6 protein-coding genes, 1 pseudogene and 1 riboswitch are annotated in these 15816 nt (G+C 48.1%); of the genes and pseudogenes, 2 read left to right on the top strand and 5 right to left on the bottom strand.

Annotation, left to right across the window (positions count from 1 at the left end):
- Positions 1-2017: 2017 nt before the first annotated feature.
- From V7R88_RS05005 to metK, 3 genes and pseudogenes are all read right to left on the bottom strand, one after another.
- Positions 2018-7249 (bottom strand): annotated as a pseudogene (locus tag V7R88_RS05005) (lp_1303a family serine-rich repeat glycoprotein adhesin); the annotation flags it as partial.
- A 384-nt stretch (positions 7250-7633) separates the two neighbouring features.
- Complete coding sequence (locus V7R88_RS05000) at positions 7634-9136, bottom strand: MDR family MFS transporter (protein WP_057717538.1); 1503 nt, start codon at positions 9134-9136, stop codon at positions 7634-7636.
- Positions 9137-9271: 135 nt separating this feature from the next.
- Complete coding sequence (gene metK / locus V7R88_RS04995) at positions 9272-10459, bottom strand: methionine adenosyltransferase (protein WP_054396710.1); 1188 nt, start codon at positions 10457-10459, stop codon at positions 9272-9274.
- Positions 10457-10562, bottom strand: a riboswitch (SMK box riboswitch). Its footprint overlaps the gene before it by 3 nt.
- Positions 10563-10672: 110 nt before the next feature.
- On the opposite strand from metK, the gene V7R88_RS04990 reads away from it, so the two are divergent.
- On the top strand, positions 10673-11392 hold the full coding sequence (locus tag V7R88_RS04990) for a hypothetical protein (RefSeq protein ID WP_054396708.1): 720 nt from the start codon (positions 10673-10675) through the stop codon (positions 11390-11392).
- A 76-nt stretch (positions 11393-11468) separates the two neighbouring features.
- On the opposite strand, the gene V7R88_RS04985 is transcribed toward V7R88_RS04990, so the two are convergent.
- The gene (locus V7R88_RS04985; RefSeq protein WP_054396706.1) at positions 11469-12965 is read right to left on the bottom strand and encodes a glycosyltransferase; all 1497 of its coding nucleotides are present in this window, start codon (positions 12963-12965) and stop codon (positions 11469-11471) included.
- A gap of 400 nt (positions 12966-13365) precedes the next feature.
- Positions 13366-14295, bottom strand: a complete 930-nt coding sequence (gene mmuM / locus V7R88_RS04980) for a homocysteine S-methyltransferase (RefSeq protein ID WP_054396703.1) — start codon at positions 14293-14295, stop codon at positions 13366-13368.
- A gap of 113 nt (positions 14296-14408) precedes the next feature.
- On the opposite strand from mmuM, the gene V7R88_RS04975 reads away from it, so the two are divergent.
- The gene (locus V7R88_RS04975; RefSeq protein WP_054396702.1) at positions 14409-15791 is read left to right on the top strand and encodes an amino acid permease; all 1383 of its coding nucleotides are present in this window, start codon (positions 14409-14411) and stop codon (positions 15789-15791) included.
- Positions 15792-15816: the final 25 nt, after the last annotated feature.

Below are 15816 nucleotides of genomic sequence, written 5' to 3'. Positions count from 1 at the left end.
GTCCAGCAGCTGCAGCCGCGGTCAACAAGCCACCGAAAATCGTTCCGGTATTATTACTTGTATCAGATGCAGTCTTACCATTCTCGTCAGTATTACTTGAGCCGACCTTATCATCAGCACTATCAGTATCAGCTGACTTCTTATCCTTATCAGAATCATTACTACTCTTCGAATCTGAATCAGTCTGATCAGAAGTTGCATCAACGTCTTGAGCGCTAGCAGCGGCATAAACCACTGATGTAGCAGCAGTTGCTGACGTTGTTGCAGCACCGTCACTGGATGGTGTCGTAACCGCCAACGTTGCAGCTGTGGCCGAGACGCCACTTGTTGCTGCAGCACTCAAGCTAGTCGTACTTGTCGAAGCAGCAACGTTGCTAGAAGCAGTCGATGAAGTTGTCGTACCAGTGCCAGTACCTGAGTTATTTCCAGTAGAGCCCGTCGTATTGCCCGAGCCTGATCCAGTATTTGAACTGGAACTTCCATCTGAGCCAGAATTACTACCATTGCCAGAATTGGTTCCATCATTTGAATCTGAATCTGTAATTGCATCGGAATCGCTGTCGCTGTCAGAATCACTATCCGAATCGGAGTCACTGTCCGAGTCGGAAGCACTATCCGAGTCTGAGTCACTGTCGCTATCTGAATCACTGTCGGAGTCTGAGTCACTGTCCGAATCAGAGTCGCTGTCGCTATCCGAGTCACTGTCAGAATCTGAATCGCTGTCGGAATCTGAGTCGCTGTCGCTATCCGAATCACTATCGGAGTCGGAATCACTGTCGCTGTCAGAGTCTGAATCACTATCGGAATCGGAGTCACTGTCGCTATCCGAATCACTGTCAGAATCCGAGTCACTGTCTGAGTCGGAATCACTGTCCGAATCGGAGTCACTGTCGCTGTCGGAATCCGAATCACTGTCAGAGTCTGAGTCGCTGTCGCTATCCGAGTCGCTGTCCGAGTCCGAATCACTATCCGAATCGGAGTCACTGTCGGAGTCTGAGTCACTATCGGAATCTGAATCACTGTCGCTGTCTGAGTCGGAATCGGAGTCGCTGTCTGAGTCCGAATCGCTGTCGGAGTCTGAGTCACTGTCTGAATCTGAATCGCTGTCCGAATCAGAGTCGCTGTCGCTGTCCGAGTCCGAATCGCTGTCGCTATCCGAATCGCTGTCAGAATCCGAATCGCTGTCGGAGTCACTATCGGAGTCACTGTCCGAATCAGAGTCGCTGTCGCTATCCGAATCACTGTCGGAGTCCGAATCGCTGTCGGAGTCAGAATCGCTGTCGGAGTCCGAATCGCTGTCAGAATCGGAGTCGCTGTCGCTATCCGAATCACTATCGGAATCACTGTCGCTGTCCGAGTCAGAATCACTATCGGAATCGGAGTCACTGTCGCTATCAGAGTCGCTGTCGGAGTCACTGTCCGAATCACTATCGGAATCGGAGTCACTGTCGGAGTCCGAATCGCTGTCAGAATCGGAATCACTGTCCGAATCAGAATCACTGTCGCTATCCGAATCACTGTCTGAATCGGAGTCACTGTCCGAGTCTGAGTCACTGTCGCTATCTGAATCACTGTCCGAGTCCGAATCACTGTCGGAATCTGAGTCGCTGTCACTATCCGAGTCACTGTCGGAGTCGCTGTCGGAGTCTGAATCGCTGTCCGAGTCTGAATCACTATCCGAATCGGAGTCTGAGTCACTATCGGAATCTGAGTCACTGTCGCTATCGGAATCGCTGTCCGAGTCCGAATCGCTGTCAGAGTCTGAGTCGCTGTCCGAGTCTGAGTCACTGTCCGAGTCCGAATCACTATCCGAATCCGAATCGCTGTCGGAGTCTGAGTCGCTGTCGGAATCTGAGTCACTGTCAGAGTCGGAATCACTATCGGAATCTGAGTCACTGTCAGAGTCGGAATCACTATCGGAATCTGAGTCGCTGTCGCTATCCGAATCGCTGTCGCTATCAGAGTCACTGTCGCTATCAGAATCAGAGTCACTGTCGCTATCAGAGTCACTGTCAGAATCAGAGTCGCTATCGGAGTCTGAGTCACCGTCGGAGTCCGAATCGCTGTCCGAGTCTGAGTCACTATCGGAATCTGAGTCACTGTCAGAATCAGAATCGCTGTCGGAATCGGAGTCGCTGTCGCTATCCGAATCACTATCGGAATCGGAGTCACTGTCGCTATCAGAGTCGCTGTCGGAGTCCGAATCACTATCCGAATCGGAATCACTGTCGCTATCCGAATCGCTGTCGCTATCCGAATCACTATCGGAATCTGAGTCGCTGTCTGAGTCGGAGTCACTGTCAGAATCTGAATCGCTGTCGCTGTCCGAATCTGAGTCACTGTCAGAATCCGAATCGCTGTCTGAATCACTATCGGAATCTGAATCACTATCGGAGTCCGAATCGCTGTCAGAGTCCGAATCACTGTCTGAGTCTGAGTCGCTGTCGCTATCCGAATCGCTGTCGGAGTCACTGTCAGAATCAGTATCCGAGTCTGAGTCACTGTCAGAATCTGCATCACTGTCGCCGTCAGAATCACTATCTGAGTCATCTTCAGTAACATTAGCAGCTAAATCAGCATAGTAGCCTGCATCATCAGCGGCACTTGAAGCTTTCTTTTTAGCTTCAGATGCTTCGGACGCTTTCTTTTTGGCTTCCTCTGCATAACTGGAAGCAGCCGAGTTTTCGCCGGCAGCTTCCGCAGAATCTGCATTTGATTGGGCAGCTGCCGCATTAGAAGCTGCAGTTGAAGCAGCTGTTGCGGCTGACTGTGCATCAGAGGCTGCTGCCGTTGCTTGTTCTGCGTAGGAGCTTGCTTCTGAGTTTTTGCTTGCATATTCGCCCGCAATGTTCGCATAAGAACTAGCAACTGAACCATATTCCGTCGCTTGATTTGCGTAGTTAGCTGCTTCGCTAGCCGCAGAATCTGCCGCTTCAGTTGAAATAGCATTAACAGTCAAGTAAGCCCGGCCTAAAGTTACAGTTGTCGTGGTAGTAGTCCCGTTGGTCGTATTAGATCCAGTAATAACTAGGTAATAATAACCGGATTGCCCTACCGTCAGATCTGACAGATTAAGTGTCGTACCATTCTGACCACTCAGCGCTGTTCCAGTACCGTCCGCTGTTGAAGAATAATACCATTGATAAGTAATATCAGTCCCAGTACCCGTAGTCGAACCATCTGGAACCCACGTCAAATCACTTCCAGCATCAACACTCGTATCCTCAAGGCCGCTACCGATTGTAATTGTCTTTGAAGATGAATAGCTAGTACCGTCTGCATTCGTAATTGTTGCTGTGATTGTCACCGTTCCATTAGACACAACGGTCAAAAGGCCAGAAGCATCAATTGTCGCAATGCTTGAATCACTTGTCGTCCAGCTAATCGTTCCCGTAGCATTCTCGGGGTTAGTCGTTGATGTAAACTGGCTAGTAACCTTATCGTTTGAGCCACTCGAACTGTTCGTTGGATTAATGACGTAATCATCACCAGCTATGGAAATGTTTGTTGCTGGAATATTGCTACTATAAACATCGACTTCCGCTAAATTACTTGCAAACGTATAAACTGTAAACACGTTTAACGGGTCCCAAGAAAACCCTTGTACGGCTTGGAACAGCAATGATCCAGTATAGCCCGCTTTGATAGTCACTGTTAATGAGCTACTGGTTGACAGTAAACCAGCACTGTCAACTGCATCATATGATTCAATATAAGCGCTAGCCTTATCTAAGGTCATCCAAGTGCCGTTGACTTGAACATACCAAGTTGTTTTTGATGATAGTGCAACCCCACCTAATCCTAATGCTGACGAAGCTGACAAGGTAAAGGTCCCACCAGAAACGGTCGACGTCACTGATGCGGGTTGAGAAGTCATCCCACCAGAAATAACAATCCCTAGAATTGTCGTTGCATTACCCGTATTAGTGCTTTTATATGAATTCGTATTGTTTGAATAATTCGTCGCGTTGCTAGCCGCCGTACTACCTAAAGCCGCATTGGATGTAGACAATGCCGCATATGAGGTTGCTTCACTAGCGGCCGCTGAGGCATTGGTCACATATGAGCTGGCCATAGCATAATCGCCCGCAGCTACTGCCGATGAAGCCTGGCTTGTATACTGAGCTGCCATTTCCGCAGCTGAAGTTGCGGCCGCGGCTGCACCAAGCGTCGTCACGGCATAATTATTAGTTTGTGCAACGTATGAACTACCCAACGTAGTGTTCGATGCATACTTTGCACTTAATGAGTTCGCGACACTGATTGCGTTCCCGGCTGCTGATGCAGCTGCTGACGCTGCGCTAGAGGCAGCCGTTGCAATCGAATTATAATAACTGGATTGTGCTTGCACGACCGTTTGGGTAATCGCACTTGCCGCACTCGAAGCAGCATTCAACTGATCCGTTGCATAGGTCAAACGCAAAGCCGCGTAGCTTTGTTGCAAGGCAGCCGAATTATAATTCCCGTCCGCTGCATATGAAGCAGCAAGGCTTGCCGCTTCACTAGCTGCCGCTGCGTATGAACTAGCCGCTACAGCCGCAGAACTTGCCGCTGCATTATAACTGCTAGTTGCAGCGGTATTAAATGAAGAACCAGCAACGTTATACGCATTAGCAGCGTTGGCCGCATAGGATGCAGCCAGTGAGGCTTGGTTACTGGCCACATTTGCCGATGACGCAGCCATACTAGCATAGCTTGATGCTAAATAATCAGCGGCAGTATCACCGCCATCTTCATTGACCGCATTCTTCAAAGCAGTATCCAGACTAGCTGCTGCCTCAGATGCGGCACTACTTGCAGAGCTGGCATATTGAGTCGCAGCACCCGCGTAACTCGATGCCAGACCCGCCCAGATATTAGCGCTAGTATACGCCCCTTCGGCTTCATAAGAAGCCGCCGAAGTACTGGCCATAGCTGCAATACTTGCTGCTTCTGAGGCCACACTGGCGCATGAGCTCGCAACGTTGTATGAAGAATTAGCCTGTGACGTGTAGTAACTAGCTAATGAGCCCGTCAAGTTAGCTGAAGAGCTAGCCAAGCTGATTGCACTACTTGCAGCAGCGGCTTGAGAGGCTGCCACTGAGGCTGCACTATTGGCTTGACTGGCATAACTGCTGGCAATTTCAGTGTAAGTTCCTTCTGGATTAGTGACAACAATGGTAATCACATTACCAGCTGCTTTATAGCTTGAAAAAACAGTAGATCCTGACGCTACGACCTGATAATAGTACGTGCCAGAAATTGTTGGTGTTGTCGAATATGTTGCCGAAGTTGCACCTGAAATCGTGGTCCAAGTAGTCCCATCCGTAGAGACATACCAAGTATACGTGGTCGATCCCAAAGCTACACCACTGATACTTGTCGAATTAGTAATACTAATCGTACTACCCACAGACACACTAGGCGTGGTTGTGGATGTCGTTACGGTTGCGTTCTTGCTGTCGGTTTGTTCATTAGCGACATCCGTCGAAAACTTAGCAGCTAAAGTCGCGTTAGACTCGGCAGTTGCAGCGTAACTAGCAGCCAATGAAGATGCCGATTGGGCCACCCGAGCGTATGAGTCCGCGGTGGCAGGATCACTAGCACTGACAGCGGATTTTGCAGCCGTACTTGCGACGGCGTAGGCTGATGAAGCTGAGCTAGCGGCCGTTGCAGCACTTGAAGCATAAGCTGACGCTTGAGTACCAGTTTGCGTTGCTGCCACACTGGCCGCACTTGAAGCCGTACTCTTTGCTGTATTCGCCACGTTTGCACTTGAAGAAGCCGCACTCGCCAAATCACTAATTGCAGTACTATTGGCAAAACTGGCTGCCGAACTAGCGGTGCTAGTAGCGGTGCTCCCGGCGGCATATTGACCAAGCGCCTCCGTTGCGGCGGAGGAAGTAACTGCATGGGCAGTACTAGTGGCTTCATAGTCATTATTTGCCGCATTACTACTTACCGCGGCATAGGCTGAGGAAGCTGCCACCGCAGCGGTCGTTGCGTTAACCGCGGCCGTTGAAGCCGCAGCTGCCGTGCTAGAAGCGACGGCGTAAGCTGAGGTAACGGCCGTATTATTTTTATCGTATTGCATGGCTAAGTATGCACTGTTGGCTGCTTCAGCTGCCGAGCTCGCTGCTACCGTGGCTGCAGATGCCGCACTAGATGCGGCGGAATAATTGCTACTTGCTAAATTAATTAAGCCTTGGGTAGCAGCGCTGCTGGCCGTTGAAGTGGCCGTTGAAGCCAGGGCTGCGTATGAGCTGGCCGCACTGGCCGCACTAAATGCTAAGGAGTTGGCATTAGTGTATGCCAATGTATTATCTATATTCGACCCCACACCAGTGTTCAGTGCCTTTAAGTACATGTTTGCGATACTATTGTAGTGCCGTGACAAATCAGCCGCGTTGAGCGCTTCTTGATAGGCACTTTGGGCCGCACTTACTGCAGCTTGCGTCGTTAGGTTATTGACCAAACTAGCATAGCTGCTGGCAAGTGTAGCGTATGAACCAGCTAACAAAGCTGACGATGATGCCGCCTTAGCCGCGGTACTATCGGTATATGAACTATCCCCCGATTCCGACGAGTAAGCTGCAATGGCTGCCGTTGAAGCCGCCGTACTTGCAGACTTAGTCGTGCTGGCAACACTGCTTGCTGTCGAGACAGTACTTGCCGCTACGCTAGCACTGCTTGACAAACTCGTCGTACTTGAGCTAGCTGCGGAAGAACTGCTGCTATCAGTTAAACTCGATGAAGTAGCGCTTGACGAGCTCGAACTACTACTTGAACTTGCGCTGGATGCGCTCGAACTAGCCGTTGAGGTACTACCACTGCTAGTGCTAGATGTACTTGTCGCATTAGTCGTACTTGTTTCGCTCGCAGAACTTGCGTCTGAAGCACTGTCATCGCTGCTTGAACTATCCGATGAAGATTCGTAATTACTGTTCAAGGCAGTTTCACTCGAAGAAGATGCCGTAGACGAGTCACTGGTAGTACTAGTTGACGTACTACTTGCCGTTGCAGCAGCTAGTGCCGCCGCACTCGCTGCTGCAGAAGACGTATCCGCCCCCGAGCTGGCACTACTAGTGGCACTACTTGCCGTATCGCTACTAGTATCCGCCGAAACCGTATCTGCATGAGATACTAACTGAGGTGCAGCAGTCAATACAAATGATGCCATCGCCGTAAATACCCAAGTACGGCCGACTTTAAACATCTTGTAGTGAACTTGCGGATCTCCCCTAAAAGATTTATGTCTCAGAAATTTCATGGTTTTGCCTTCCTTCTCTAACCTAATCAAACCCGTTTATATATGATACAAAAAACACATATATAGCATCATTGGTATACCCCATCAATCGTTAGACTATGCACTCATAATACTATGATTATGTTTTGTTGGCAATAGTTGATACCGTCAATCTTGTTACACGTTTTCCATTAATTTTCCTAAAATAGTTACCAAATAAATAATATTAATGAAAACGAGTGTAATAGGCCTCATAAAGCCCATTACACTCGTCTAACAACTTAAAATTTATTTATAGCACTTATGGAAATTTTATTGAAAATTTTTCAGATTCTTTTACGTTAATATCAAATAAACGACAAATTATGAGTCGCTTTGACAATTAATTTGTTGATACTAAGCCAACTAATCCTGATTTTGGTTTAAATCAGCCGCGTGTTGTGCTGCCGTTTTTTGTGGTCCGCGATCCAAACTATTCACAATAAAGGCTAGAATAACCAAACCAAGGCCAATCAGGTAGACCCAATGTAAGCCCGTATATAAGATACGATGAAGTGTCGGCAACAAATGAGACGGTAATTGCGTCGCGGTCTGTGGATTAATCAACTTGTTCATCATCGCCATGTTTGTTCCTGCATGGTGCTGGATGCCTTGGTTCATCCCGACATTTAGTGCAATCCCAAAGATTGAGATCATTAACGTCTGGCCAATTGTCCGGCTCAACGTATTGAAAGATGTCGCGACCCCGACATTTTCAGCTGGCACCAGGTGTTGCGACGTGACGGTCGTTGCTGTAATCGTAATTCCGAAGCCCACGCCACCAATCGCTGTAATCAGGAAGAACCATGGGAACGCGGTATTAACTGGCAAACACGCTAAGCAAATGCTTGTCACGAGGATGAAAGCCAAACTCAGATACAAAATCCGTCGCGGCGCCCACTTTGCCAATAACCGACCCGTCACGAATGACCCGACGATCCACATTAGCGAGCTTGGTGTTACTGCGAATCCCGCCAAGGAAGCCGGTACACCCAGTATCCCTTGAGTCCAAGTGGGAATATAAACTTCAACCGCCATTAGGAAGCCACTGACTAAGGCCGCCACGACATTTTGAATAATGAATGTGTGGTTTTTGAACAAATCCATCGAAATCACTGGTTCATCCGTGTGACCTTCACGACGGATAAATAACCACAAGCTGAGCGCACTAATGACCCAAGCGAGTCCAACGGCCAGCCAACTGATAGTGGCGTTTCCCAATAATTGGAAGCTTAGCATCAAGCACAGCAAGAAGAGCATCAGCCAAAAGCTACCCAAGTAGTCGATTTTCACGTTATTGTGACGTTTGGGTTCTCGTAAATAAAATTGAAATAGGAAAAGGGTGATCAACCCAACTGGCACATTAATGAAGAAAATCCAATGCCAGCTGAGCTTATCGACAATTAGTCCACCAATCAGCGGTGCCAGCACTGAAGCAATGCCCCACGCTGAACTATTAAAGCCTAGCACTTTGGCCCGGCGTTCGAATGAATAAATATCTGCGATAATTGTCATTGAGACTGGCATTAGCGCCCCGGCACCAATCCCCTGAATGGCCCGCCAAAAAATTAGCACCGGCATCGAATTAGACAAACCACTCATCATAGACCCAATAATAAAAATAATTAGTCCGGCTTGCATCACTGGTTTTCGGCCGACCAAGTCAGTCAGCTTTCCATAAATTGGCGTCATCATCGCATTAGTCAATAAATAAATTGAGAAAACCCAATTCATCAATGAAACCCCGTGTAAATCACCAACAATCGTTGGCAAGGCGGTCGATACAATCGTCCCTTCAATCGCACTCATAAACGTCGCGACGTAAATGGCAACCGTAACCGCCATTACGTTAGTTTTACGCTGTTGCATCTTAGCAATTCTCCTTCTCTATCAATCATTTTAAAACCCCGTGTCTCTAAAATAGCCCGCAAAAAAAGCGACCTTGAAAAAAGGTCGCTTTTAGCGTCGAGTACCTACAGACCGTAACGAATCAACGTTACCGCATTATTTAAATGCTGCTTTTAAAGCATCTACTTTATCAGTATGTTCCCATGGTAAATCAATATCGGTCCGACCAAAGTGGCCGTATGCCGCAGTTTGCTGATAGATTGGCCGTTGCAAGTCAAGCATTTTGATAATCCCAGCCGGACGTAAGTCAAAATTGTCGCGAATGGCGTTAATCAACGCTTCATCACTAACCTTCCCGGTCCCGGCAGTATCCACTGCAATCGAAACTGGTTCGGCAACCCCGATAGCATATGCCAATTGCACTTCAACCTGATCAGCCAAGCCGGCAGCCACCACGTTTTTGGCAATGTAACGAGCAGCGTAACTTGCAGAACGGTCAACCTTGGTCGCGTCCTTACCTGAAAAGGCACCACCACCATGATGGGCAAAACCACCGTACGTATCCACGATGACTTTCCGACCAGTCAAACCGGCATCCCCTTGAGGGCCACCAATAACAAAACGACCAGTTGGGTTCACAAGATACTTGGTTTGGTCATCTAACAAGTCAGCTGGTAACACGGCCTTGATGACTTGATCAATGACCGTTTGCCGGATTGTGTCCAAATCAACATCAGGATCATGTTGAGTAGACAAGACCACCGTATCGATTCGCTTAGGTTGGTTGTCTTCGTCATATTCGACCGTGACTTGGGCCTTCGCATCTGGACGTAACCACTTAATGGTACCATCCTTACGTAGCACTGCAATTTTACGCATCAACCGGTGGCTCAATGCGATCGGCAGTGGCATTAATTCAGGGGTTTCGTTGATGGCATAACCAAACATCATCCCTTGATCACCAGCACCGATTTGATCTAATGGGTCAGCATCGCCAGAACGCGTCTCCAAGGAATCATCGACCCCTTGCGCGATATCTGGTGATTGTTCATCCAATGAGACAAGGACGGCACAGTTGTCACCGTCAAAGCCGTATTGACCATCAACATAGCCAATCGACTTGATCGTGTCACGCACGACCTTTTGAATATCAACGTAGGCCTTGGTCGAAACTTCACCGAAGACCAGCACTAATCCAGTCGTCACTGAGGTTTCAACAGCGACCCGTGCTTGTGGATCCTGGGCTAACATTGCGTCCAGGATAGCGTCACTGATTTGGTCAGCAATCTTATCAGGATGACCTTCAGAGACAGATTCAGATGTAAATAAGTGTCTTTCACTCACAATAAATTCCCCCTTGATAATTTCGGTTACAAGGCATCTAAGCATCACTTATTCTTCATTGAACAAGTTAAACTTATCCTTTCGGGAACGGCTCATAACTATATAAGGTTATCACAATCACCATTTTTTTTAAAGATTTCTGTCAAATTATTGACGGGAACTGCCCCGACCGGTACGATTAACTCATTATCCTAATTAGAGAGTGTTGACAATATGATTCGAATCGGAAAATTACATATTAAACGCGATTACATCGCCTTGGCGATCTTTACCATCGTTCAAAGCATCATTAGTTGGTGGGCCGCCCTCGATTACGGGCGTTCATTTCAAACGGCCTCATTTTCAGCCGCGCAGTTACCACTGATTGGCTACACCTTAGCCGTGGCCGCCGCGGTCTTCATTATCTTAGATCGGCGGATTGCCCCCCAGTGGAGCCTCATTGCGATTGGAATTACCGTGGCCTTTGCATTTACCAACATTATTGCCAAGGAATCCGAACTATTATACCTGCTATTAACGTGCAGTGCGTGGTTGCTCGTGATGGCCGTTCCACGCTTCGGTATGCAAAACTACTTCGGCTTAGTCGTTTTCAGCGTCATCATGACGTTCACGATTCCAGTGGCCGTTTTCGACTTACAAAACAACTATTTATCAACAACATTTCTCTGGAAGCTGACCCCCATGCTGGCTAGTTATGTCTTCCTATACGTACCGAGCTTCAGCCGTCAGCGCCAAATCAATCAACTGATTTCGGCCATCACCGGTCTGCTACTGGTTATCACCATCTTCCTGCAGCCGCTGACCTGGCAAACGATCGTTGCAATTCTCATCACGATTGCCGTCTGGTTCAGTCAACAGTCCTTTGGCCGAACTCGGTTGCATCTTATGATCAACGTAGCCGTTCAGTTGATACTGATTTTATTACTTTATTAATATCTAGATAACAAACAAGGCGTCTACCTAGTCTCTTAAACTAGGTAGACGCCTTGTTTGTCCCTATCACCAGCTTTTAAAGTGCTGCTATTAACTGGCGCCACTTTTCAATAATCGTCTGCTTGCTGTAACGAGTGGCCGAATTGTAGGCATTCGTAATCAGTTGTGCTTGTCGTTCAGGGTGCTGTAAATACTGACGAACTTTCATTGTCAACTCATCAACATCATTGGGTGTCACTAGGTACCCGTTCACGCCGTCTTCGATAATATCTTCCGGTCCGTACGCAATTCGATAGCCGATAACTGGCACGCCATAGCTTTCGGCTTCCATTGTGGCTAGCGAAAAACCCTCTTCCAAACTGGTCATTAAGGCCAAGCTTGCCCGCTGATACTCTTCTGCCAGATTGGGTAAGAAACCCCGAATAACGATATTTTTTTCTAGATGATTGGCCTGAATAAATTGACGCATTTGCGCTTCGATCTTTTGCCCATGCCCAAACAACTGCAAGGTCAGGTCGGGAAATTCACCAACTAACCGCCGAACCACTTCCAGTTGATGTGGTAATTGCTTTTCCGGTGAATAGCGCGCCACACTAATGATTCGGTGTGGATCACGACCATCAATTTTGACTGGATGAACCGTTGTATAGCCGACTGGAATCACGACAATTGGTGGTAAATTATCATAGCGGGCCAATAAATCACGCTTTTGATGCTCGGTCGACACAATAATTCGGTGAAATTGGTCTGGATGGGCCAAGACATACCGATAAACTGATTTTAGGTGCCCACTTACCACGTCCTCACCAATCCGTAGATGCGTGCTATGTAAGACTGAACACACGCGAATTTCGGGACGCGTATGACCCAGGGCTGCCGCTGTTTGGCGGTTACGATCACAGAAGTAGACGTCATCAGCAGTGGCCAACTCATTGAAGCAGAACGTCTGAAAAGCCTGTTCGGTATTGAAGAAAAAGTCTCTGTGTCGATAATTCTTCAACGTAATCAGTCTTAGTCGTGACTCTGGTCCGGTAGTGTCATACTGTTTGATAATTCTGACTTGCCCTTGTAAATCATAATAAACTTCTGTGTGCACTTCCTGATGTTTTACTAAAAAGCTTGTCCGACTCAGGAAGCCCCGGTTATCATAAAATTCGCGCCGGACTTTAACACCCTGATTATCAAAATAATTGACATAATCCAATTGTCGTAGCCCGGCATCCACAAAATGAGCGTACATCAAATATTGACCATCGGTATCCAGAATGCGAAAATCCGTCGTATTTGGAACCTGAATCACCTTAAAGTGACAAACAGCTTGCCAATAATGCATCCAATCATGATGGATTTTAGTCGCTGCTTCAGGCATCGTCCCCTGAAAGAAATCATACACACTAAAGCATTTTCCTTCCGCACCAAAGCGGGCCGCATGCTCATGTAAACGCGGATTATAAGTGACATAGACGCAGCGAGCCTGATAACCAGCGGCGTCAAATAGCGCCAGTCGGTTCAACTGTGCCTTTTCAATTCCCGTCAATTTCAATCCTAAACCAGTACCCACAAAATAATACATCACCTAGCCGTTCCCTTCTCAATCTGAAAAATCAACTCATCCTGTCACCGAGTTCAAAAACTTCGAGTACGCACGGACGATTGACCACTTCATCTGTTATATCTATACACTATCTTTACCCTACCATATTTTACGTTACTCGACCAAGATATGAACAGTTTTATTGACATACAAAAATCGCTAGTCGTGAACAACTACCGTATCAGCAGTGCCCGACTAGTGATTTTTCACCAGTTTCAATTAAATTGCTAGCCATACCTAGTGACGCTCAGCACGCTAGTTATTGTTTTGCTCAAATATAATTAAATCAATAATTAGTGTGTAACGAACACCCCAAGACAACTTATATCTCTGAGACACGCCCACCATGAACTAAAACACCGTCATTTCTTAACATTTTTCAAAGCTTGGCGGAATCCGAAACACTGAGAGCTCGTGCCACCGTCGCAATATCCTTCGGCGTTGTGCGACAACAGCCGCCGATAATGCGGGCCCCGGCAGCTAACCACTGGGGAACAAAGGACGCGAATTGGTGACTCAAATGAGTTTCTTGCCAAGTCTTCGTCACGGGATCATATTGATCACCAGAATTAGGATAAACGATCAACGGAACCGCTACAGCCGCCTTCAAAGTGGCTAACGCTGGTGCAATGTTTTCCAGCGTAGTGCAATTGACCCCCACAGCGACCACGTTCGGCTGGGCCGCCACCCACTTTGCGGCCGCGGCTAACGACGTCCCATCACATAGTGTCTGGGGGTCCTTGATACTAAAACTTACCCAGTATGGTTGTTGCGGCCAAGTGGTTGTGATTAGTTGTACCAACGCCTGTACTTCGTCTAAACGTGGCATCGTTTCTAATGCAAGCACGTCCACCCCGGCAGCCATGATCAACGCCAGACGTTCGCGGTGGAAGTCCTGATAGGCACTCGGCGTTAACTGGTACGCACCCGTGTACTCACTACCATCCGCTAAGTAAGCGCCGTACGGGCCAATACTACCAGCAATCACAGCATCCGTGACATGACTAGCAGCACGCGCCGTATGCGCAATTGTTACCGCCTGTTGTATCAATTGACGCGCTTGTGCGGCAGCAATACCAGCCTGCTCAAATGCAGGGACGTTGGCCTGGTATGTATTAGTTGTCATGATTTTTGCGCCCGCATCCAGATAGCTCTGATGGACTGCTTGAATCGCATCCGGATGGTCCAACATTGCCGTGGCTGACCACAGCGCGCTATTGGTTGCCACGCCCCGTTTTTCTAATTCCGTAGCCATCGCACCGTCCGAGACGACTGGGCCCCGGTTCAATTGTTCAGTTAATGAAAGCATTGCAATAATTGCCTTCCTTTCTACTTATAAATTATGTTATTCTAATAGCATTGTTGATTTTCTAATCATAGTCTAATCATATTAATTCTGCAAGTAAGGAAGGCCGGTACATTATGTCAAAACAAACCCACCTTAGTCGCCAGATGGAATCACGGCACGTGCTGATGATTTCGCTCGGTGGCGTGATTGGGACCGGATTATTTTTAAGTTCCGGTTACACGATTCATCAAGCGGGGCCAATCGGGACCCTACTCGCCTATACCATCGGGGCCGTCCTCGTCTATCTCGTCATGCTCTGTCTAGGTGAGCTGTCAGTTGCAATGCCCTACACCGGGGCGTTTCACGTCTATGCGAAGAAGTATATTGGTCCTGGCACAGGCTTTACAGTGGCCATCCTATATTGGTTGACTTGGACGATTGCCCTCGGTTCAGAATTTACAGCGGCGGGGCTCATCATGCAAACGTGGTTTCCGCACATTGCGACCTGGATCTGGAGCCTCGTCTTTATGGTGGTCATCTTCACTGTTAACGCCCTCTCCGTACGCTGGTTTGCGGAAGCGGAATTCTGGTTTGCCAGTATCAAGGTCATCGCAATTATTGCTTTTATTGTGTTAGGCGGACTGGCAATGGTCGGTATCCTGCCACTTCACGGTCATACCAGTGCCCCGTTTCTGAGCAACTATACGCGTAACGGTTGGTTTCCCAATGGTTTTGGTGGCGTCTTTACGACGATGCTAACGGTCAACTTTGCCTTTTCTGGAACTGAGCTAATTGGAATTACAGCTGGTGAGACGAAGGATCCGGCCCACACCATTCCGACCGCCATCAAAACGACCCTCTGGCGCCTGATTATTTTCTTCATCGGTAGCATGTTCGTCATGGCCGCACTGATTCCTTACAAACAAGCGGGTGTGACGCAAAGTCCATTCGTGCTCGTCTTCAAAGCGATTGGGATTCCCTACGCCGCTGATTTGATGAATTTCGTCGTATTGACCGCCATTATGTCGGCCGCTAATTCTGGTCTCTACGCGTCTACCCGCATGCTGTGGTCACTTGCGAACGAGGGAACCATTCCAAAGGTTTTCAAACGGACTACCAAGCGTGATGTGCCGTTAGTCGCCCTAATTACTAGCATGCTGGGTGGCATTCTGGCCCTATTGTCGAGTGTCTATGCCGCCGGTTCGGTGTACCTGGTCTTAGTATCCATTTCAGGACTTGCCGTCGTCATTGTTTGGATGGCAATTGCCCTTTCGGAGATCAACTTCCGCAAAACCTACCTGAAAAGTGGGCAGTCGCTTGATCAATTGACCTTTAAAACGCCCGGCTACCCGGTCGTCCCGTGGCTGGCCTTTATCTTAAGTGGGCTCTCTTGTATCTTGATTTGGTTTGACCCTAACCAGCGGATTGCCTTGTATTACACCATTCCCTTCGTGGCGATTTGCTATCTAGGCTACTATCTCAATCAACGTTATCGACGGACCCACGCCGCAAAGTAAGCCCGTTAGTCAGCTCAACTCACCA

It is taken from the genome of Lactiplantibacillus argentoratensis, from assembly GCF_037290055.1.
GTDB lineage: Bacteria > Bacillota > Bacilli > Lactobacillales > Lactobacillaceae > Lactiplantibacillus > Lactiplantibacillus plantarum.
The sequence above is the reverse complement of the archived record's forward strand: the minus strand, read 5'-3'. Positions and strand labels throughout refer to the sequence as shown.

Coding starts and splice junctions, on each gene's coding strand:
- V7R88_RS04975 (WP_054396702.1), top strand. CDS start 14,409: ATGTCAAAACAAACCCACCTTAGTCGCCAGATGGAATCACGGCACGTG.
- V7R88_RS04990 (WP_054396708.1), top strand. CDS start 10,673: ATGATTCGAATCGGAAAATTACATATTAAACGCGATTACATCGCCTTG.
- V7R88_RS05000 (WP_057717538.1), bottom strand. CDS start 9,136: ATGCAACAGCGTAAAACTAACGTAATGGCGGTTACGGTTGCCATTTAC.
- V7R88_RS04985 (WP_054396706.1), bottom strand. CDS start 12,965: ATGTATTATTTTGTGGGTACTGGTTTAGGATTGAAATTGACGGGAATT.
- mmuM (WP_054396703.1), bottom strand. CDS start 14,295: ATGCTTTCATTAACTGAACAATTGAACCGGGGCCCAGTCGTCTCGGAC.